We start from the raw sequence: 18,164 nt of genomic DNA on the forward strand, positions 1-18,164 counted from the left end.
GTTTTACGCCATCCTCACTTTATCTTCCCCAATTATTTAAGATTCCCCAAACTTTATCTTTACCTTCACCTGTTTCGGATGAAAACACGATAATTTCATCACCTTTTACAAGGTCCAGTGTATCCTTAACAACTTTTTTATGTTTATCCCACTTACCACGTGGAATTTTATCTGCTTTTGTAGCAATGACTAAACAAGGAATTTCATAATGTTTTAAGAAATCATACATCATCACATCATCTTTTGTAGGTGGGTGCCTCAAATCGATAATGAGAAGAACACCATTCAGTTGTTCACGTGATGTAATATATGTCTCAATCATTTGCCCCCATGCTTCGCGCTCACGTTTAGATACTCTGGCAAATCCATATCCAGGTACATCTACAAAGTAGAGCGCTTCTTCAATCTTATAAAAATTTAACGTTTGTGTTTTCCCTGGTTTGGAAGATGTTCTAGCCATGCTTTTGCGATTAATCATTTTATTAATAAAGGATGACTTACCTACATTCGATCTTCCAGCGAGTGCAAATTCCGGAAGACCTTCATCAGGATATTGTTCCGGCTTTACGGCACTTATTACTAATTCAACATTATTTACTTTCATTTAATCCACCTACTAGAGCAGTTCCCAATACTTCGTCCATATGAGAAACTGGAACAAAAGTTAAGTCTTCTCTCACACTTTCTGGAATATCATCTATATCCTTTTCATTATCTTTTGGAATAATAATGGTAGTTAGTCCGGCACGATGAGCACTCAAAGACTTCTCTTTAAGTCCACCGATTGGTAATACTCTTCCACGCAAAGTAATTTCGCCTGTCATACCTACTTCTTTTTTAATCGGTTTCTTCAACAGTGCAGAAACTAATGCAGTAGATATTGTAATCCCAGCAGATGGTCCATCTTTTGGAACCGCTCCTTCTGGAACATGTATATGGATATCTGTTTTCTCATGAAAATCTTTTTCAAGCTGAAGTTCATCCGCCTTGGAGCGAACATAACTAAAGGCTGCTTGAGCTGACTCCTTCATGACATCTCCCAATTTACCTGTCAAGACAAGCTTTCCACTTCCAGGAGACAAAGATACTTCTATTTGTAACGTATCTCCTCCAACTGCTGTATATGCAAGTCCTGTAGCTACTCCAATTTGATCTTCGCTTTCTGCTTGACCGTAACTATATTTTTTCTTACCGAGCATTTCTTCCAGTAATGCTTCCGTTACAATGACACGTTTCTTTTCACCAGAAACAATAATCTTAGCGACTTTCCGGCATATTGCAGCTAACTGACGATCTAGTTCCCTGACACCAGCTTCACGTGTATAATAACGGACTAAACTTTTAATCGCCTCTGACCGCATTTGTAACTGACTTTTTGTTAAACCATGTTCCTGGATTTGTCGTGGAAGAAGATGATCCTTAGCAATATGAATCTTTTCTAGCTCTGTATATCCAGCAATCGTAATAATTTCCATACGATCACGAAGCGGTCCAGGAATAGAAGCCAAATCATTAGCTGTAGCTAGAAACATTACTTTTGACAAGTCATATGTCTCTTCAATGAAATGATCACTAAATGATTTATTTTGAGCAGGATCCAAAACTTCTAACATTGCTGAAGAAGGATCACCACGAAAATCATTCGACATTTTATCTATTTCATCTAGTAAAAAAACAGGATTAATCGTTTTTGCTTTTTTCATACCTTGAATAATCCTACCTGGCATTGCACCTACATACGTTCTCCTATGACCACGAATTTCGGATTCATCTCGTACTCCACCTAATGAAATACGAACAAAATTACGTCCCATAGATTCAGCAATCGACCTAGCAAGGCTGGTTTTACCTACACCAGGTGGACCTACTAGACAAAGAATCGGACTACGAAGTGATTTCGTTAACTTTTGGACAGCTAAATATTCTAATACGCGCACTTTTACTTTGTCTAGACCATAATGATCACGATCTAATATTTTCTCTGCTTTATGTATATCGATATCATCTACTGTTGCGGCAGTCCATGGAAGAGAAACGAGCCAGTCTAAGTAATTTCGAATTACTGCACTTTCTGCTGATGTTGCAGGTACCTTTTCATAACGGTCCAATTCTTTATAAGCAGCCTTTTCCACGTGTTCAGGCATATTTGCTTTTTTAATCTTTTCCGTTAAGTCTGCAATTTCTCCAGTCTTACCTTCTTTATCTCCGAGCTCTTTCTGGATGGCTTTCATCTGTTCGCGTAAGTAATATTCTTTTTGCGTTCTTTCCATAGATTGTTTTACACGCTGTCCGATTTTCTTTTCTAAATTTAGGACTTCATGTTCATTGTGAATAATCTTAATTACGCTACTTAAACGAACTTTTACATCTACCATTTCCAAAATCTTTTGCTTATCATGTATTTTCAATGGTAAGTGGGACGTAATGATATCAGCCATTCTGCCAGCTTCTTCAATATCAGCAACGGTTGCTAACGTTTCTGCAGAAATTTTCTTGGATACTTTAATGTATTGTTCGAAATATTCTAGCATTGTACGCATTAACGCTTGAACTTCTACATCTTGCTCTCTTTTATCTTCATACAACTCTAAATCAACGGATTGATATGAACCTTGATTAGTAAGAGAAGTCACTTTTGCCCTTGTCAATCCCTCTACTAATACACGAATAGTTCCATTCGGTAACTTCAGCATTTGCTTTACTTTTGTCAATGTGCCCATTTCATATATATCATCTAATCCAGGTTCATCAACGGCAATATCCTTTTGCGTTGATAAGAACACAATACTATCATTAAGCATAGCTTGTTCTAACGCTTGGACAGATTGATCACGCCCTACATCTAAATGTAAAACCATTGTTGGGAATACAAGCATTCCTCTAAGTGGCAACAGAGGCACCTCTGTGCGAATTTCCAAACCTAACACCTCCATATAAAAGCGCAAGCGACTTTTTTTATCAGTTACTGCTTGCGCTATCGGATACATCCATTACTAAAAAGCTTTAGGGAATCTTTTTCAATTCTAGCTTATTCAGTATCTCCTGTCGAGAAATGGGCTCTCAAAAACTCAAACACTTTTCTTCGTTTTCTGCATTAACCCTGGAGATATCATATCCTGATTATTATTTTTGAGTAACGCTTCTTCCAACACACTCTCAATACGCGTTACAGGTATTATTTCTATACCCTCAATTTCTTGTAAACTTGCTTGATTATTTTCATTAGGGATAAATACAGTATTTGCTCCCGCTTGTTTCGCAGCTTTTACCTTTGCATATACTCCACCAACGGGTTTAACGTCACCATGGATTCCTATCTCACCAGTCATTGCTACAGTGTTTTTTACAGGAATCTTATAAATTGCTGAGTAGATAGCTACTGTCATTGCTACCCCAGCTGATGGTCCATCTGTCGGTATACCCCCTGGAAAATTAATATGGATATCATATTGATCTGCCGGGACACCCATTGTCCTCAATACAGTAATAACATTCTCCACAGATCCCTTGGCCATACTTTTCCTTCTTATGGATTTACCTTGTCCGTTAATACTTTCTTCTTCTACTATCCCTGTAATATTAATCGTTCCTTTATCCGCAGGAATTACAATTACTTCTATTTCAAGTAGCATTCCACTATTAGGCCCTGTGACAGCCAATCCATTCACTATTCCTACTTTTGGTTTCTCAGAAATAGATTTCTCATAGCGAGGACTTAATTGACTAGAGCGTATAACCCATTCCACATCTTCATCCTTTATATAATCCCTATCCTCTGTAATGGCGAGACCAGCAGCTGTTTGCATCATATTAACTGCTTCACGGCCATTCCGAGCATATGAGGAAAAAAGCTTCATACCACGTTCACTTATTTTCAATTTTATTTTTTCTGCTGCATTTTTTATTACCATTTCAATTTCTGGTTGTTCTAACTCATTAAAGAAAATCTCCATACAACGAGAACGGATTGCTGGAGGAATCTCATCAGGTGTTCTTGTCGTAGCACCGATCAATCGGAAATCTGCAGGTAATCCGCGTTTAAAAATATCATGGATATGAGCTGGAATTTGCATATTTTCTTCACTGTAATAAGCACTTTCTAGAAACACTTTACGATCTTCTAAAACCTTTAATAATTTATTCATTTGAATCGGATGTAATTCCCCAATTTCATCTATAAATAGAACACCACCATGAGCGTTTGAAACAGCTCCTTGTTTTGGTTGTGGTATTCCCGCTTGCCCCATCGCGCCAGCACCTTGGTAAATAGGATCATGGACAGAACCAATTAGAGGGTCAGCAATTCCTCTTTCATCGAACCTGGCAGTAGTTGCATCTAATTCAACGAATACAGAATCCGGACGAAATGGAGATCGTTGATTTCTTTTCGCTTCTTCTAACACTAAGCGCGCAGCAGCTGTTTTTCCGACTCCAGGTGGACCGTATATAATGACATGCTGTGGATTTGGTCCACATAACGCTGCCTTTAATGCTTTAATTCCATCGCTCTGTCCCACTATATCTGCAAAAGTAGCTGGTCTAACTCTTTCAGATAATGGCTCAGTAAGTTTTATTCCACGCATTTTCCGTAAATGTTCCATTTCTTTCTTTGATTCTTTATCAATCGTAACTTTTTGCGCACGTTGATTTTTAAGTAGATTAAAAAAGTACAAACCAATAATGATTCCGAAGAATAGTTGAATCATTAAAATTATCATTGTCCAATCCATCTATTTCCCTCCTAGACACAATATCACATATGTGCTAGTATCTCCGGCTAGGATTGGGAATAAACAGTATTTTTCATCTACATTACATATTTCTATATAAAAGGCTCTCTTAAAGTTCATTGTTGTTAACAACTTAGTTGATTGTAGCGGATGTACACGAGACTCCTGCGGGAACAGCACGAGCCGAAGATCCACTTGGCAAAGCGGTTTTCTTTGCCATTTCTTTGCCAAGTTAGCTGAGGCCGTGCCCGCGGAAAGCGAGTGTACAGGAGCGAAAATCAACAACAGAATTTAACAGAGATATAAAAAAAGCCAAACTACCTACCTTGAATAATTCAAGCAGTAGTTTGGCTTTTTAATTTCATCCATATTATTTTAAGCGGATGTTTTTTGAATAACTGTTCCGTCTTTCAATACAAGTTTCGGTGGCTTGTTATCGAGGACGCAATCTTTTGTAATGATACATTTTGCTATATCATCACGAGATGGTAGGTCAAACATTACATCCAACATTAGTGCTTCAATGATGGAACGAAGACCACGTGCACCTGTTTTTCTTTCAATTGCTTTTTTCGAAATCTCTTGTAGAGCTTCTTGTTCAAATTCTAACTCAACATTATCTAGCTCTAACATTTTTTGATATTGTTTTACAAGCGCATTTTTCGGCGTTGTTAAGATTTCAATTAATGCATCTTCATCAAGTTGTTCGAGACTTGCAATTACTGGCAAACGACCAATAAATTCAGGGATTAATCCAAAACGAAGTAGATCCTCTGGAAGGATTTTCGTTAATAAACCTTTTGCGTCTGCTTCATCAACTTGTGTATTCGAACCGAAGCCAATTACTTTTTGGCCGAGGCGACGTTTAATAATTTGTTCCACACCATCAAATGCTCCACCACAAATAAACAAAATGTTTGTTGTATCAATTTGAATAAATTCTTGATGTGGATGCTTTCTACCGCCTTGTGGAGGTACACTTGCTACTGTTCCTTCTAGAATTTTCAATAGTGCTTGTTGTACACCTTCACCAGAAACATCTCTTGTGATAGAAGGATTTTCTGATTTTCTTGCAACTTTATCAATCTCATCGATATAGATAATTCCTCTTTCTGCCTTCTCAACATCGTAATCAGCAGATTGAATTAATTTCAATAAGATATTTTCAACGTCTTCTCCAACATATCCAGCTTCAGTTAAAGAAGTTGCATCTGCAATTGCAAATGGCACATTCAGAATACGCGCTAATGTTTGCGCAAGTAATGTTTTACCACTACCTGTAGGACCAATTAAACAAATATTGCTTTTAGCAAGTTCGACATCATCGATCTTACTATTAGAATTAATACGTTTATAGTGATTATAAACAGCAACAGCTAGTGCCTTCTTCGCTTGGTCTTGACCAATTACGTATTCATCCAGGATGTCACGAATTTCAAGTGGTTTTGGAACATCTTTAAATTCAATTTCTTCTTCTGATCCTAGTTCCTCTTCCACTATTTCTGTACATAGTTCTATACATTCATCACATATATATACACCCGGGCCAGCAACTAATTTGCGGACCTGTTCTTGTGTTTTTCCGCAAAAGGAACATTTTAATTGCCCCTTCTCATCATTAAATTTGAACATTCCAACTCACCCCTTTAGAAAGCTACAACCATTGCGTCATATTTAATCGGAAATATAGTAATTTCCCACTTCTATGAAGCAGATAGTTATGTATTGAATTGTATCATATTTATTAAAACAAACTCCATTACTACATCTTGACCCAAATTGCTGGTTAATTCGAATTAAAATATGTATTGATTTGGTAAAACAAGGCACGAGTAAAACGTGCCTTGTTTTAAGTTAGTCTTATATCTTATGTGTATGTTCTATATTATTATGCACCAATCTTGCTGTTTTCAACAAGAAATTCAACTGCTTTTTGAACTTTTAAGTCAGCTTTTAAGCTATCTAGATTATCACCTAGTGCTCTCTTAATATCTTCCACTTGCATATTGTACATTTCAGCCATTCTGTCTAGTTCTTTGTTGACAGTTTCTTCATCAGCTTCTAAGTTTTCAGCTTTTGCAATAGCTTCAAGTGTTAAGTTCATGCTCACACGTTTTTCAGCATCAGAAGTCATTTGGCTACGTAATGCTTCTTGATCTTGACCTGAGAATTGGAAATAAAGCTCCAAATTCATGCCTTGCATTTGTAGACGTTGTTCAAACTCTTGCATCATACGATCAACTTCATTGTTAATTAAGATTTCTGGTACTTCAAATTCAGCATTTGCAGTAGCCATATCTACTAGTTGATCACGTAACTTCGTTTCAGCTTCCTCTTTTTTGCTTGTTTCAAGACGAGTTCTAATTTTAGCTTTTAACTCATCTAAAGTTTCAGCACTTTCATCTACGTCTTTTGCAAATTCATCATCAAGCTCAGGAAGTTCTTTTGTTTTAATTTCATGAAGTTTCACTTTAAATACAGCAGGCTTACCAGCTAATTCAGCAGCATGGTATTCTTCTGGGAAAGAAACCTCTACGTCTTTTTCTTCTCCAGATTTTAAACCAACTAACTGCTCTTCGAAACCAGGAATAAAGGAACCTGATCCAATTTCAAGAGAATAATTATCTGCTTGTCCACCTTCAAATGCTTCTCCATCAACAAAACCTTCAAAATCAATTACTACAGTATCGCCTTCAACAACTTCGCCTTCTTCTTTAACAACTAATTCAGCTTGGCGCTCTTGCATCGATTTCAATTCTTCCGCAACATCTTCATCTGTTACTTCCGTATCCATCTTTTCCACTTCTAGACCTTTGTAATCTCCAAGTTTAACTTCAGGCTTAACCTCAACTGTTGCTTTAAAGATTAGTTCTTTACCTTTTTCCATTTGCTCGACATCAATTTCAGGACGATCAATTGGTTCGATTCCTGTTTCTTCAATAGCTGCCATATATGCTTCTGGAAGAATAAAATCTAAAGCATCTTGATACAAACTTTCCACTCCGAAACGCTTTTCAAACATAGAACGTGGAATTTTCCCTTTACGGAACCCAGGAATATTTACTTGTTTAGAAACTTTCTTGAATGCTTCATCAAGGCCTTGATTTACCTTCTCCACTTCGACCTCAACAGTTAAAACTCCTTTGTTCCCCTCTAATTTTTCCCATTTAGCTGACATATAAATACCTCCAACAAATATATAATGCATTACTTTCATATACGACCTAGCAGATATAAAACCTGCTTATGTAATGTCCAAATGGAACTTAATCCCGGCATAACCATTACATTATAACATAGCTTATAAAGCTTTCAACAATTCGACTTAAACTATTGGAGAAGAAATTTTTTCTAATTCTAATAAGTAAGTGTATGCTTCTGTTAATTTCTCCACATTTAATCCATTTTGTTGTGCAAGCTCTTCTAAACTCCATTCCTCACCATATAATTCTAAACCCATACCTTTATACGCAACAACCCATAAGGTTGTATTTGGATGTGAATATTCAAATGGGTACAGAATAAATGCATGTCGTTGCATCATGTCCTGTAATTGTAGTAATAATACTGGATTTTCATTTTCTAATTGTACCGTTAACTCCTTATTTACTTCTTTAAATAATGGAGTTTCATGTAAGTCAGGTACTTGCGTAGGGTTAAACACATCTTCCATATCAAGCTTATTCACTTGTACATGTTGATCAATTTTATGTTCCCTTAGGACATTGAAAACAATTGTTTTTAAAAAAGGATGCACGCTTTGATCATTCAGCACTTGTAACAATGTTGGTAAATAAGGATGTATATTTTTGTCCGCAAGACTGCCAAGTTGAATTGCTAATTCAGGTAGTTTATCTATATTTGAAAAGTCCAAATCTAACGATATTGGCTGATTTACTTCTATATTAGAGTTATCACTTACTTTTTTGCTCAATTGAAGTAATGTTAATAATTGCTCTTCCTTATCTGGAGGAACAACCTTTTCATCCATGAGTGCTTCGATCGTTTTTACAACTGTTTCGTGGTCTTTCAGTTGAATTAAGACAGTCAAGTATATTTCAAGCACTTCATAATAATCACCAATTCCTTGTTGCAAAAGTTGTTCTGCTAATAGTTTAGCTGATGTATAGCTTCTATTTTGATATTGTGCAACAAGATATGTAACAGCAATTCGCGAATCTTCCTTATCTAATTCATAAGCTTGGTGTAAGAACTCTACGGCATCTTCAAAATCCTGGGCTTCCATACTTGCAATTCCTTTTTCAAAATAGCGTTCTTTCAAATTTGGAAAAGGAATTACTTTACTATCATGTTGATTGTGCTGCTTTCTTTTCATGGTAGAACCGCCCATCATAAATATTGAAAATAGTGTAGCAAATACAAGAAAATAAAACAAGAAAAAACAAAAAAAGCTCTAGTTTATACTAGAACTGTGGTTTTTTCACTTATAAAAATTAATATTATGCTCCTCTACTTCGTCTTAAAGGAGTAACCGATAAGATATTGGCTATTTTAAATATCCTAAATTGCCGTTTATGATAACAGTATGCTTTTATGGATGTCTCAGTTACTGCAAGTACTTTAATAATACGATGTGTAATTTGATTATCTTTATTTATATATATTAATTCGAGCTTTTGGTTTGTACCTAGTGCACGTATGAAAATCCCTCTCACGCAACCACCCCGAACAAATGTTTTTATATATTATATACAAACATTTGTTCTATATGCAAGTATCGGTAAAAAATATTTAATTTATTAATAAAAAAAATCTTCCTTTTGATATTCTTCAAAATCAAACGAGTCATCGATATCATCTTCATCTTCAATTAATTCATCCACATGTTCTTCGTAAAATGGAGGTATTTCGTTCTCATGTCTTGGTACTTTAAATAAATTTAAGAGTTTACCAAACAACTAAATCACCTCTTCTTTTTTTATACAAATTAATTGTAACTTTTTATTGTTAATAGATTGTAAGAAACATGTAAAATTTAGATTAGGAAACAGTATTATTCTGTTATAAAAACACAAAGCCACACTATTTAACTAGTTGGGATTATCCATCAAGCGTGCGAAATCATAAATAACCGTTTCATTTAACATTTGCCCTTGACAACCTGTTACTTGCAATCTTATGCCAGCAGAGGTGTTCTAGCATGTAATCTTATACATAAAATGGTTGGGACAAAGGAATATGGTTGCAAATAAAAACCGAACTATCATTTGATTTCAAAACAAGATAGTCCGGTCAGTTTATCAATTATAAAATTTATAGTAGCAAGGGGAGGAAATACACGAAGACTCCTGTGGGATGTACGGTAACCGGGAGACCCCACAGGCGTGTTCAACGCCGAGGAGGCTCCCGAACCGCCCGCGGAAAGCGAAGTGTATTTCTGAAGCGGTATACATTGTTCGGAATTACATCCAGATCAAATCATTTTGTCTCAACATCATTCTTTTCATTTCAGTTTATTCAATATTTCTTCTGGTACAAGTTTTTGCAAATGATAAGTATCTGTATTCTTTAACGTAACAGCGAGTGCATAGAATGTTGCAAACTGCTTTTCTATTTCTTCTTCATCACTAATCGTAAATTCATCAAGATAAAGCTTAGTTAGATCTACGGCTACATCAAATTCATTTCTTTGGGAAACTCGTTCAACTTTTATGTCTTCAGCCATTTCCACACCTCCCTTGAACTACTAATTCGACAAAAGGTGCTAATTCCCTTTGAACAGTTATCAAAAAGCAACTGTATTAAGGTAATGTAAGATAGTTATTCAACACCAGATACCAAGTTGTAAAAATCAATCCAACCCCAATCCAACCCCAAGAGATAAATTATTCATTCTTGTTTCGTTGTAATGAATAATTGAAGACAAAAACGCCAAACTCTTAATTTAAAAAGAGTTTGGCGTATTAATTATTATGTAAATGGCGTCCCAGGAGAGATTCGAACTCCCGACCCACAGCTTAGAAGGCTGTTGCTCTATCCTGCTGAGCTACTGGGACATTTCTTTTGAAGACATTTTTTATTATAGACATGGATACATTGAAAGTCAATAGTTTTTCGTAAAATATTTTAAAAAGGGTGCTTAGTGCAGTTTGCAACTAAGCACCCTTCTATTTCTATTATTCAAATTCTCTCGGATGACGTTTCATTAATTCTGGTACTGCATGGCCTCTACCTGTTTGTTCAAGCCATTTAATATAGCGTGGTAAATTCCCCTTCGCATGATATGGGCCACCTTCTTTCATGACAGTCCATAACGGGTCTACATCAAACGGCATAGTCGCCATCATCTCATCATGCCATTCATTTAAATAATAGACTGCTTCACGACAAAGGTCTGAACGTTCCGCTGCTAAATCAAACTGCTCATTTGGATCCTCTTTTATATTAAAGAGCATTTCTTTATTAAATAAATGATAGCCATCGTGATAAGTGCGAATATATAACCAATCACCAAATCTTACACTTCGCTGACAAACGTGAGCACATTGAGAAATGACTAAATAATCTCTACCAACTGATTCACCATTTTGTAATACTGGTGCATAACTTTCACCATCCCAAGATGGATGTGTTTCTTTCCCACAAATTTCAGCAATAGTAGGTAAAATATCTAGATGGTAATGTAAGTCATCGTTTACATGGCCCTGCTTCATTCCAGGCCATCTTATAATCATCGGAATATTACATGTCCCTTGATCTGCAGTACCATGTTCACCATATATGCCTAACTGTCCCATATTTTCACCATGGTCTGCTGTAATAATGATGATCACTTCATCCATAATACCTTGTTTCTCTAATTGTTCAAATACAATACCAATATGGTCATCCATATGTCTTATACCACAGTCATAACCATCAATCATCTTACGCAAATCTTCCCGATTCTTTATTTCACCAGGGTGACGTGGAAATTCAGGATTTGTTCTATTATCATACATATTTATTTCGCTTGCACTGTGTGGTCCGATTTTTTCACGGTGTTTTGCTAACACCTCATCTGTAATCCATTCTGGAAGTGGTTCATCTGCAAACGGGTTCCCAAACTCTTCTGGCGCGCGGTATGGTGTGTGTGGATCCCAATAATTAACATATAAGAACCAATCATCTTTTTGCGCATTATTTTCTAGCCAATTTACGACAGTTGGTGTAACTTCCTCTGCTGATTCCATACCTGATTTACCTGTATTATACATTTCATTGAATCCTGCATAAAACGTGTATGCGGAGTGTCTTTCTGCAAATGGACTAATTAAAGCAGTTTTCATTCCTAAAGAACGAAATAGTGAAGGAAAGCTAGCTGTTTCTAATCGAGATTTAAATTCACGATGGATCCCTTCATTACGAACATCCCCAGCTGTTCCTCCGTGTCCAACGACACCATTATGTATTCCGAATTGCCCTGTCATTAATGCAGTTCTCGAAGGAAAACATGGTGCATCTGACGTATAGTAATTTGTAAACCTCACACCTTGGTCCGCTATTTTATCGATATTCGGAGAAGTATTTCGATGATAACCGTAACAACTTAAATGTTTTGGGCTTGTTGAATCTAGATCTAGTAATAATACCTTCAATTTTTCCATCTCCCTTTTAATCCTGATAAAAATGAAAAGTTTGCCGCAATGTTTCTATTTCTATATATTGTTCATTGTAAAAATAAGCAGTAATAGCAATATCTGTTTTCTCTATGATTGCATATGTTCGTGGATTTCCACCACGAGGGTAACTAATACTTCCTGGATTTAAGTACAACATTCCATCTATTATTTCGGCACCAAGTAAATGAGTATGTCCGAAAAACACAAAATCAGCAGCATTTTCTTTGGCACGGTAAGATAAATTTAATAGGGAAGAATTCACTTGATGTAAATGGCCGTGGGCTACAAATACTGTAGATCCACTTACTTTTTGAACTACTTCCTCTTGAAAAGCATTATCTACATCACAATTCCCCTTCACTACCGTATACCCTTTCAGAACGGGGTCAACCGCATGTAGCTCTGAATCTCCACAATGTATCATTGCATCTACTTCACTTACATATCTATCATGTAATTTTTTCAGAATGCTTCTTTCCCCATGACTATCACTTACTACAAGTAATTTCATCTCACTCTCACCTCTTTGCGAAAATCCTCTCGATTAGAGGCTGCAAATTTTTAAGTGCATTTGCTCTATGACTAATGCTATTTTTTTGTTCGGAACTTAGTTCTGCCATAGTTTGCTCTAAGGAAGGAACATAAAAAACTGGATCATAACCAAACCCATTTGTTCCACGACGTTCATTCATGATAAGCCCTTCACATTTTCCAGCAACAACTAACGTTTCTTCCTCAGGTATGGCAACTGCTAGAGCACAGTAAAAACGCGCTGTCCTCTCTTCTTGCTGAACATCTTTTAATTCACTTAATAACTTATTAATATTAGCTTCATCATTTTTCTCTTCACCAGCATATCTAGCGGAATATATGCCCGGCCTTCCATCTAGTGCGTCCACGACTAGCCCAGAATCATCCGCTACTACAATGGACCTAGTAAATCGACTAATTGCTTCGGCTTTTAAAACAGCATTCTCCTCAAATGTAGCTCCAGTTTCTTCTACATCTGGTGCATTTTCAATATCTAAAAGTGTTAACACTTCCAAATTGAACTTTGAAAATAATGCTTCAAATTCTTTTGCTTTGCCTTTATTTTTAGTAGCAATAATTACTTTTCTACCCATCGTTATTCTCCACTTTTTTGCTCGATTTGATTAGTAATATCGGCACCAAGCACTTCTTTTTGAATGTTCATCAATTCTTTTAGTCCGTCATTTGCTAGAGCAAGCATTTCTTGAAGCTGTGTAGCGCTAAACGTTGATTCTTCACCAGTTCCTTGTAATTCAACAAACTCCCCTACTCCAGTCATGACAACATTCATATCAACTAATGCAGAACTATCTTCTACATAATTCAAATCCAATATGACCCCTACTTCTTCTAATATCCCTACACTTGTAGCAGCTAAGAAGTCTCTTACTGGATATGCTTTTAATTTTTTCTCGATATAGAGCTGATGTAATGCCATCGACATAGCTACGAATGCACCTGTAATCGAAGCAGTACGAGTGCCTCCATCTGCTTGGATAACATCACAATCAATCCAAACTGTTCGTTCTCCTATGACTTCTAAATCAACAACTGCACGCAATGCTCTACCAATTAATCTTTGAATTTCCATCGTGCGACCAGAAACTTTTCCTTTGGACGATTCTCGAATATTTCGAGTTTCTGTAGCGCGAGGAAGCATGGAATATTCAGCTGTTATCCATCCCTTGCCTTCACCACGCATGAATGGAGGGACACGATCCTCAATACTAGCTGTACAAATAACCTTCGTGTCACCAACTGAAATTAACACAGACCCTTCTGGATGTTTTAAATAATTTGTTTCAATTTGTACATTTCTTAACTCATGTGAGTCTCTACCATCAAATCGCATAGACTTCCTCCCTCTACTGAAAAACGGAAAAGAGGCGGCAATGGCCAACCTCTTCTCTTTGTATTATAGTATATCAAATTTTCACAATTAAAAACTACCTGTGTTCACTTTTTCAGGACGGGTAACTGGTTCTGTCAGTTCTTCCCCATCTTCGTTCACAAGTCCTCCATCTCCATTAACCATGACAGCGACACTTTCAATTCCAGCCTGTTCCGTTAAAGAAAGGACGAGTGATTGTAATGTTTCAGTAGAAATCTCTTTTGTCTCACTGTTTCCGAGAATTTCCTCATTAAAGTTAAGTGTAACAACTCCGTCCTTAATCGTCGGGTCGTCTAACAACAATGCATCACCATCTAATACAGTCATTAATGAAGCTTCTATCGTAGGACCTTCAACTAACTGGTCAATTACAGCTTTGATATTATCTTCTTCTAAGTTTGATACACGAGTTGTAACTGGTACATAGTAATAATTATCAAGGCCTTGTGCTAAATAGTAGACAGTAAGTGGACGCGTATTCGTTACATCCACTACATCAGCAAATCCTGTATTGATACCATCTGCACGTGTTAATCCATCCTCGCTAATTGGCGTTCCTCCAACAGGCATTTCCGTTAGAGGGTATCCATTCACCCTTAATTCAACAGAATCAACTGTATCAAATTGAGTTAACGTCCATGTTACAGCTTGGAGAATTTTTTGTTCATCACTTGCTTGGTAGTTTTTAAATTCCTCCGAAAAGTCTACAATTGCTTTACCATCTTGAATATCAACATCAACATTTGTACCTGCAGGTAATACAGTACGGAAACCATTAGGTAAAATATCAGATATCTTTCCATCTGCCACTAAATACTCCAAAGCCTGCTTTGCAACACTATTCGTTTTTGGTAACGGTAATGATTGACCTACTACTAGCCCATTCTTATCAATTAAGTAAAGATCTGTCATGACTGCTTCTACTTGTTCTTCTCCAGATGTTTCCGTATCTGTTAAAGAATCGAGGTCTTCATTTTCATCCAAATGTGATACATTTTGTTTTGGCGGTGGATCCAAAGCCTCTTTATCTTTACCGAATAAACCACAGCCTGATAAAAACACACTCGTTGCAAGTACAGCTGCTGTAGTAATAGCGATCCTAGTATATTTTGACATTTCGTACCCCTCCTAAGACAGTTTGTACTAAATGTATACGAGCTATCGATTCGGAATAGACCGGAAAGAAGAAAGTTTTGTAAATTTCTTATCTATAAATAAAATAAAAATAGCCTCCAGAAGGAGAGCTATTTTTCAAATTCTTTATCTAAGCTTGCTAAATGAGCTATATCTACTTGAATATCTTTTATATTCAACCAATCATACGCAATTTGCTTAAAAAGCTTCGGAGAACCGGTCGTATAAAAAATATGTTTTGGTGAAGTTGTAGTGGTATTTAACATATTTTGGAATTGTAATATAGCACTAACCTCTTGTGCGGTTTCTTCACCAGAACTAATAACTTTCACATTAGGTCCCATTACATTTTCGATGAGAGGTCCTAATAGAGGATAATGAGTACATCCTAATACAAGTGTATCAATACCGCTACCGACAATTGGTTGTAGAGTTTCTTCTACTACCCTTTTGGCTATAGCACTTTGATATTCAAAACTTTCAACAATCGAAACAAATTTAGGACATGCTAATTGTATTACTTCAACTTGGTGATTAATAAGTGTTAGCTCACGTACATATGCCTTACTATTAATGGTTCCAATTGTACCTAAAATACCTATTTTTCCATTTTCTGTTGCTTTTAGTGCTGCTCTTGACCCAGGAGAAATAACACCGATAACGGGTATTGGAAGAAATGATTTCAATTCTTCTAGTACAACTGCAGTTGCTGTATTACATGCAACAACAAGCATTTTAATATTACGATTCATTAAAAAGCCTGCCATTTGTAAGGTGAATTTTCGCACTTCATGTTTTGGTCTAGGACCATATGGACAACGAGCTGTATCACCTACATAATAGATTATTTCATTGGGCATTTGCCTCATTATTTCTTTCGCAACTGTTAGCCCGCCTACTCCTGAGTCAATAACACCGATTGCCTGTTCTAACATTTCCGCCTCATTCTTTCCGCATTTGTTGATGGAGCTTAGATAAATTATCTTTCAACAAAATTACTTCATCTGCTGAATAATCTCCTAAAATATCTTGTAAATATTTTTGGCGTTTTTTGATAACTTCATCTATTATTTTTTCACCTTTTTCTAACAATTGAATTCTGACTACGCGACGATCATTCGGATCTTTCATACGTGTGACAAGTTCTTTTTTCTCCATCCGATCAATCAAATCAGTTGTCGTACTAAAGGCAAGATACATCTTTTGAGACAAGTCCCCTATCGTCATATTTCCTTCTTCAAATAACCATTGTAGAGCTACAAATTGTGGAGGTGTAATCGTATAATCTGCCAACAACTCGCGACCCTTCTGCTTAATAATAGCAGCTATGTATCGGAGGTCTTTTTCTAATTCCGCTACTACTATATCATCATGCTGAAGGAGCTTTTCATCTAATATCATCTAAAGCAACTCCCTATCCTTTTATAGCATTTTCTCCTTTTTCCTGTAAAATTTCAAGAAATTTAAGCATAAAGGAATAAATTTGCCATATTTCTTGAAAAAGAAAGCTGAAATTCCGCATGTTTTTTTGACATCATAAAACATCCAACATGTTAAGTAAAAAGAAACTGGGACAAAAGAAAATAGTCGAATTAAAAACCCGAACTATCATTTGATAAAACTCAAGATAGTTCGGGTTATTATTCTAACTGCGTTCACATCGGATATGAATTTTCACTTTTCTAAGCCCGTGGAAAGCGTAGTGTATTTCCGAAGCGGTATAGTTAAAATACCATTATTCGGATTCACATACAGATTTATTTTCCAGTTGGTTTATAATCTGCTGCTTGATAAATCATTTCAGTTAGCTTCACTACTTGCTTGGCAAATTCACCAGGAACTAGTACTTCATGCTTCCCTACTATAGCATCTATGAAACTTTTATCTTGATTTGTCGTTTGTTTTGGAAGTTTTGGAGTATATGGTTCCTCTCCTATTAGTCGAACAGTAATATTACCATTATCGAAGAAGATACCACCTTTTTCGCCACAGAACACATATGTTTCATGCCAGCACGGAGCATTACCTACAATATTTACACCAGCAATCACATCATTTTCAAATCTTATCGATGTGAAGGAATCCAATTCCACAGCAGCATTATGTTTTTGTATTTGAGCGCTTACTTCAACAGGCTTTAATCCAGTCGTCCAAAGGAGAACATCTAAAATATGGCTACCGGAATCCATCAACATTCCTCCACCTGAAAGTGCAGGATTTTGTCTCCATGAACCTGTTGTTAGGTAACCCCAATCTTGATATAAGGAAGCAGTTACGGATGTTAAATTACCAATTAATCCATCTGCAATCGCATCACGGATAAACAGAAAATCAGGTTGAAAATGACGTTGATATGAAACTTGCAATACTTTCCCTAAATGTTTAGCAGTATTGATCATTTGTTGAGCTTCATATTCTGAACATGCCATTGGTTTTTCAATTAAGACATGACAGCCATTATTTAATGAATCAATTGCCTGTTGAAAATGCAATGTATGTGGAGAACATATTACTACTGCATCTAATTGAACATGTTGAAACATATCCTGATAATCAGAAAATTGCTTTACATTGGCTAAACCTATATCAGCGACTATTTTATCTTTACTTTGTTGGTTAGGATCAGCAATTGCAATAATCTCCACATTATCCAACTCTTTTAATTGTCTAGCATGCCAATGGGATATGCCTCCGGTTCCTATCATTCCAATCCGAATTTTTTCACTCATAACAACCAACCTCTCCAGATGAATATTA

Annotated in this window: 17 protein-coding genes and 1 tRNA gene; all 18 read right to left on the minus strand. The window is 36.3% G+C overall.

The window, feature by feature from the left end:
* Positions 1-19: 19 nt before the first annotated feature.
* The gene (gene yihA / locus ACFPM4_RS18790) at positions 20-604 is read right to left on the minus strand and encodes a ribosome biogenesis GTP-binding protein YihA/YsxC (RefSeq protein WP_382355198.1); all 585 of its coding nucleotides are present in this window, start codon (positions 602-604) and stop codon (positions 20-22) included.
* Complete coding sequence (gene lon / locus ACFPM4_RS18795; protein ID WP_382355338.1) at positions 591-2,876, minus strand: endopeptidase La; 2,286 nt, start codon at positions 2,874-2,876, stop codon at positions 591-593. Before lon ends, yihA begins: the two co-directional genes overlap by 14 nt.
* A gap of 192 nt (positions 2,877-3,068) precedes the next feature.
* Complete coding sequence (gene lonB, locus ACFPM4_RS18800; RefSeq protein WP_144921279.1) at positions 3,069-4,730, minus strand: ATP-dependent protease LonB; 1,662 nt, start codon at positions 4,728-4,730, stop codon at positions 3,069-3,071.
* A 375-nt stretch (positions 4,731-5,105) separates the two neighbouring features.
* A complete protein-coding gene (clpX, locus tag ACFPM4_RS18805; protein WP_144921276.1) occupies positions 5,106-6,362 on the minus strand; it encodes an ATP-dependent protease ATP-binding subunit ClpX in 1,257 nt (418 codons plus the stop codon).
* Positions 6,363-6,618: 256 nt separating this feature from the next.
* The gene (tig, locus tag ACFPM4_RS18810) at positions 6,619-7,908 is read right to left on the minus strand and encodes a trigger factor (RefSeq protein WP_382355203.1); all 1,290 of its coding nucleotides are present in this window, start codon (positions 7,906-7,908) and stop codon (positions 6,619-6,621) included.
* A 147-nt stretch (positions 7,909-8,055) separates the two neighbouring features.
* Entirely contained in the window at positions 8,056-9,066 is a 1,011-nt protein-coding gene (locus ACFPM4_RS18815; protein WP_382355206.1) for a tetratricopeptide repeat protein, read from the minus strand.
* Between the two features lie 124 nt (positions 9,067-9,190).
* Positions 9,191-9,406: a hypothetical protein gene (locus tag ACFPM4_RS18820; RefSeq protein ID WP_382355209.1), complete on the minus strand. Its 216-nt coding sequence runs from the start codon at positions 9,404-9,406 to the stop codon at positions 9,191-9,193.
* Positions 9,407-9,490: 84 nt separating this feature from the next.
* Positions 9,491-9,649 carry a hypothetical protein gene (locus ACFPM4_RS18825; RefSeq protein WP_382355212.1) on the minus strand — a complete coding sequence of 53 codons (159 nt, stop codon included), beginning with the start codon at positions 9,647-9,649 and terminating at the stop codon, positions 9,491-9,493.
* Between the two features lie 545 nt (positions 9,650-10,194).
* Positions 10,195-10,416, minus strand: coding sequence for a hypothetical protein (locus ACFPM4_RS18830; protein WP_144921268.1), 222 nt, complete (start codon positions 10,414-10,416; stop codon positions 10,195-10,197).
* 254 nt (positions 10,417-10,670) lie between these two features.
* Positions 10,671-10,747: transfer RNA gene (locus tag ACFPM4_RS18835), tRNA-Arg, on the minus strand.
* A 120-nt stretch (positions 10,748-10,867) separates the two neighbouring features.
* Positions 10,868-12,328, minus strand: a complete 1,461-nt coding sequence (locus ACFPM4_RS18840) for a sulfatase family protein (protein ID WP_382355215.1) — start codon at positions 12,326-12,328, stop codon at positions 10,868-10,870.
* Between the two features lie 16 nt (positions 12,329-12,344).
* Positions 12,345-12,863, minus strand: a complete 519-nt coding sequence (locus ACFPM4_RS18845; protein WP_382355218.1) for a metallophosphoesterase — start codon at positions 12,861-12,863, stop codon at positions 12,345-12,347.
* A gap of 7 nt (positions 12,864-12,870) precedes the next feature.
* The gene (locus ACFPM4_RS18850) at positions 12,871-13,476 is read right to left on the minus strand and encodes an XTP/dITP diphosphatase (RefSeq protein ID WP_382355221.1); all 606 of its coding nucleotides are present in this window, start codon (positions 13,474-13,476) and stop codon (positions 12,871-12,873) included.
* 2 nt (positions 13,477-13,478) lie between these two features.
* Positions 13,479-14,234 carry a ribonuclease PH gene (gene rph, locus ACFPM4_RS18855; protein WP_382355224.1) on the minus strand — a complete coding sequence of 252 codons (756 nt, stop codon included), beginning with the start codon at positions 14,232-14,234 and terminating at the stop codon, positions 13,479-13,481.
* An 87-nt stretch (positions 14,235-14,321) separates the two neighbouring features.
* A complete protein-coding gene (locus tag ACFPM4_RS18860; protein WP_382355226.1) occupies positions 14,322-15,389 on the minus strand; it encodes a GerMN domain-containing protein in 1,068 nt (355 codons plus the stop codon).
* Between the two features lie 128 nt (positions 15,390-15,517).
* Positions 15,518-16,342, minus strand: a complete 825-nt coding sequence (gene racE, locus ACFPM4_RS18865) for a glutamate racemase (RefSeq protein ID WP_382355229.1) — start codon at positions 16,340-16,342, stop codon at positions 15,518-15,520.
* Positions 16,343-16,349: 7 nt separating this feature from the next.
* Positions 16,350-16,808 (minus strand): MarR family winged helix-turn-helix transcriptional regulator, encoded by a 459-nt coding sequence (locus ACFPM4_RS18870; protein ID WP_382355232.1) that lies wholly within the window; start codon positions 16,806-16,808, stop codon positions 16,350-16,352.
* A 356-nt stretch (positions 16,809-17,164) separates the two neighbouring features.
* Positions 17,165-18,136, minus strand: a complete 972-nt coding sequence (locus ACFPM4_RS18875; protein ID WP_144921253.1) for a Gfo/Idh/MocA family protein — start codon at positions 18,134-18,136, stop codon at positions 17,165-17,167.
* Between the last annotated feature and the right edge of the window lie 28 nt (positions 18,137-18,164).

This window comes from Lederbergia graminis (assembly GCF_042655485.1).
Taxonomy (GTDB): domain Bacteria; phylum Bacillota; class Bacilli; order Bacillales; family Bacillaceae_C; genus Lederbergia; species Lederbergia graminis.